At 67.2% G+C, this 2,831-nt stretch carries 3 protein-coding genes; all 3 read right to left on the bottom strand.

The genetic code is table 11. The features are described from left to right. Positions 1-243: 243 nt before the first annotated feature. The 3 genes from KBI44_16450 to KBI44_16440 all read right to left on the bottom strand — a co-directional run bounded on the left by KBI44_16450 (position 244) and on the right by KBI44_16440 (position 2,319). Positions 244-918, bottom strand: coding sequence for a hypothetical protein (locus KBI44_16450; protein ID MBP9146070.1), 675 nt, complete (start codon positions 916-918; stop codon positions 244-246). A 1,024-nt stretch (positions 919-1,942) separates the two neighbouring features. Then, positions 1,943-2,122 (bottom strand): type II toxin-antitoxin system HicA family toxin, encoded by a 180-nt coding sequence (locus KBI44_16445; protein MBP9146069.1) that lies wholly within the window; start codon positions 2,120-2,122, stop codon positions 1,943-1,945. Beyond that, on the bottom strand, positions 2,119-2,319 hold the full coding sequence (locus KBI44_16440) for a type II toxin-antitoxin system HicB family antitoxin (GenBank protein MBP9146068.1): 201 nt from the start codon (positions 2,317-2,319) through the stop codon (positions 2,119-2,121). Before KBI44_16440 ends, KBI44_16445 begins: the two co-directional genes overlap by 4 nt. Between the last annotated feature and the right edge of the window lie 512 nt (positions 2,320-2,831).

Below are 2,831 nucleotides of genomic sequence, written 5' to 3'. Positions count from 1 at the left end.
GGCGCGCCTGCTGCGAAGGTGCCAGCCGAAATCCCAGGCAGCCGTTCCCCGCAGCTGGGGACATGCTGAAGCCCGCCACCCCCGCCGCGCTCGCCCATCTGAAGCCGCCGGGCTGGAGCGTGTCCCCGGCGTACCACGAAAAAGGCGCCCCACCGGATGCCCCGCAGCAGATTCGCGCTCACCGCGCTTTTCGCGGCTCCACGGAGAAGCGGTGGAAACCGCTCCGGCTGGGAGTGAGGTGTCTCAGCCGGGCCGAGGGGTGCGCTCTCGCGCCCGGACCTGGTCGGCGATGGCGCGAATCTCGGGGTTCTCGAGGATGCGCGCGCGGGCATTTGTGGCCGCGACCTCGATCATCGCGCGGCCGAGATCCTCGCCGCGGACGTAGTAGCGCCGCGAGGGGAAGATCCAGCGCATCGTGCGGATCGTCATCGGATAGAAAAACGGCCAGCCTTCGGTGCGACGGGCATCGATCGCTCCGGGGCGCCAACAGACCGCGCCGTGCAGCTCGATCAGACGCCGCTCGGCTTCGGCCTTGACGCGCGCCCACATCTGGCGGCTCTGGAGGCTCGCACCCTGTCCGCTGAGGTAGTGAAAGGCAGCCGCGGGACTCGCGACAGCGAGCTGTCGCGCCGCGATCTCCGCCCCCTCGAAGGCGAGCTGGCGATAGGCGCCTTCATCGCCGACCTGACTCACCGAGCGCCCGATGCAGTAGAAGGCGGCGTCGATCCCGGCGAAGGCGTCGGCGACGGGCCGGTAGTCGAGGAGATCCGCATGCTCGACACCGACGTGGTGCGCCGAGTCACTCTCGATCCTGCGGCGGGAGAGCGTCCGCACTTCGCAGATCAGCGGGCTCACCAGCGCCATGTCGAAGAGGCTCCCGCCGGCCGCACCGGTCGCCCCGAGAACGAGGATCCGCATGGCGGAGAAGGATAGCGGAGACCGGCAGGGGAAGGCTGCTCCGGGGGGACGGTTTGGCAGAGCGTCAGTTGGGCAAGCTCAGCGCGGCCCGGCTCGTGGCGTTGGGTGGTGATCTCTACTTTGGACGGGCAGCGTCCTGATTCCGCACGCTGCGCCAGAGGAAGATGGAGCAGGCCGAGAGAGTTCCGATGGCGAGAGTGACAACCACCTTCCGAGGTTCGCTCCAAGTCGAGCCATCCTGGATGAGGCGGAGGGCCAAAGAGAGCGCGATCGCGGCGGACGAAATTCCCCCGGAAACAGAAGCAGAGCGCGGCAAGATCAAACCCCGCTCGCTGGCCATCTCGTGAAGTAGGGCGACGAGTCCAATGAGGCTGAAAACCAGCATGGTCGTCTCAAGTAGCATCTGTCGATACCTCCTCTCGCGGCCCATGCACGCGTCGACCATCCCGGCGATCGCTGCGTGACGCTCCGACTCCGATTCGAGTGAGCGGGCTATCCAAGTCGCGCAACTCGAACTCTGGTGTGGAACGTAACACGGCGGCAGGATCGGCCAAGCACGCGCGCAGGTGCCCACAGCCGGCGGTGCTGGCTCTCACGGCCAGTATCCAATACACCAAAAGAACCGCTGCTGCCACGAAGGTGCCAACCGATTCTCACCATGGGTGCGGGTGAAGCGCGCCGCACAAGGGTGCTGCGAAGCTGCCGCGGCCGATCGGTCCCCGCAGCTGGGGACATGCTGAAGCCCGTCCCCCGTGCCGCGGCCACCCATCCGACCCCGCCGGGCTGGAGCGTGTCCCCGGCGTACCCCACCGGCGGCGCAGCCCCTGTTTCGCCCCACTTCGACCCGTGCTTGGCGCATGTCCGCGCAGTGCTAGCCTCTTTTCAGTCCACAGATTCAGGGCTATTCGGAGGTTCGCAGCTCCCTTCCGGAGGGCCGACGAAGTGCCAGCCGAAACGCCGGCCGCTTTCATGCTGAGGTGCCCGCCGATCCCGCTGGATTCCGGCGCGGGATGCAGGCACCCCGTCAATCAACCTCGAGCTGTTTGCGGATGACCCGACAGAGCGATTCCTTGATCTCGCTGTGCCGCGGCACGGGCGCCTTGCGGCCGTTCCGGGGGTTCAGAAAGAGATCGTGTCGGCTGCCGTGGCGATGGAGGATGCAGCCTTTCTGCGCGAGCTCGCGCAGGAAGGCCGCTCGCTTCACGCAGGCACCTCGATCTCCTTGAACCGGGCGGAGGGATGCGGCTCGGAGCGAGCGTCCTCGATGACGAGCCCATAGGCGTCGCGAATGTTCTCCTCGAGCTCGTTCAACGTATCGCCCTGGCTGAAGACGCCGGGGATCTCACGCAGACGACCGACGTAGCCGCCATCATCAGGCCAGTATTCGAGGGTCAGACGCATCGCAGCTCCTCCATGGACGCCGATTCTACGCCTTGGCGCTCGCTTGGTCCCGCCCTCGAGGGCGCTGGGCGCTCGAAGGTGCCAGCCGAGATCCCCGGTCGACGCTCCCCGCAGCTGGGGACATGCTGAAGCCCGTCTCCCGTGCCGCGGCCGCCCATTCGACCGCGCCGGGCTGGAGCGTGTCCCCGGCGTACTGTCCCGCGAAGTGCCAGCCGATCTCCTATTACCCCCACCCGCGGCGGGCCCCCGATTCGCCCCACTTCGACCCGTGCTTGGCGCCCTGCGCCGCTGTGCTAGCTTTTTTTTAGTCCACTGATTCAAGGCCTTCCGGAAGTTCGAAGTGACCTTCCGGGCTGCCTGGAGACGAACTCGACCGCGGCTTCGCCAGATAGCGCGCGCGTTTTGCGTCTTTACCCTGTGCAGGTCAACGCGACGGGAGGTCGGCGTCTTCCATGGCGGCACCCACGGCTGATTGCGAAAGCGGAGCGGCGACCCTCGCGCCAGGTGCGCCC

It is taken from the genome of Thermoanaerobaculia bacterium (assembly GCA_018057705.1).
GTDB lineage: Bacteria > Acidobacteriota > Thermoanaerobaculia > Multivoradales > JAGPDF01 > JAGPDF01.
Note: the sequence above shows the minus strand (reverse complement) of the source record. Positions and strands in the feature narration are given on the sequence as shown.

Bases quoted from the DNA above. Each gene is read 5' to 3' on its own strand.
- KBI44_16450 (MBP9146070.1), bottom strand. From the start codon at position 918: ATGCGGATCCTCGTTCTCGGGGCGACCGGTGCGGCCGGCGGGAGCCTC.
- KBI44_16440 (MBP9146068.1), bottom strand. From the start codon at position 2,319: ATGCGTCTGACCCTCGAATACTGGCCTGATGATGGCGGCTACGTCGGT.